Raw genomic sequence first — 595 nt, 5'->3', positions numbered from 1 at the left:
CTGGGGACTCATGGGAGACTGCCGGGGTCAACTCGGAGGAAGGTGGGGATGACGTCAAGTCATCATGCCCCTTATGTCTTGGGCTGCACACGTGCTACAATGGCCGGTACAATGAGCTGCGATACCGCGAGGTGGAGCGAATCCCATAAAGCCGGTCTCAGTTCGGATCGGGGTCTGCAACTCGACCCCGTGAAGTCGGAGTCGCTAGTAATCGCAGATCAGCATTGCTGCGGTGAATACGTTCCCGGGCCTTGTACACACCGCCCGTCACGTCACGAAAGTCGGTAACACCCGAAGCCGGTGGCCCAACCCCTTGTGGGAGGGAGCTGTCGAAGGTGGGACTGGCGATTGGGACGAAGTCGTAACAAGGTAGCCGTACCGGAAGGTGCGGCTGGATCACCTCCTTTCTAAGGAGCATCTAGGCCGCCAAGCTTGCTTGGTGGTCCAGGAGCCACTACGTCGGCGAATGACCGACGGTGGTCAGCTCATGGGGTGGAACGTTGACTACTCGGCCGGGGTTCTGGGTCGGAGGCTGCTAGTACTGCTCGCAAGAGCGTGGAACGCATGATCGTCCGGCGACGGGGAGCCGGCCGGG

General features: G+C 60.8%; 1 rRNA gene. It reads left to right on the top strand.

What is annotated here, in order from left to right:
* Positions 1-407: ribosomal RNA gene (locus tag FXN61_RS49935) — 16S ribosomal RNA — on the top strand; the annotation flags it as partial.
* Positions 408-595 lie beyond the last annotated feature (188 nt).

The organism is Lentzea indica, assembly GCF_012184385.1.
Classification (GTDB): Bacteria; Actinomycetota; Actinomycetes; order Mycobacteriales; family Pseudonocardiaceae; genus Lentzea; species Lentzea indica.
Note: the sequence above shows the minus strand (reverse complement) of the source record. Positions and strands in the feature narration are given on the sequence as shown.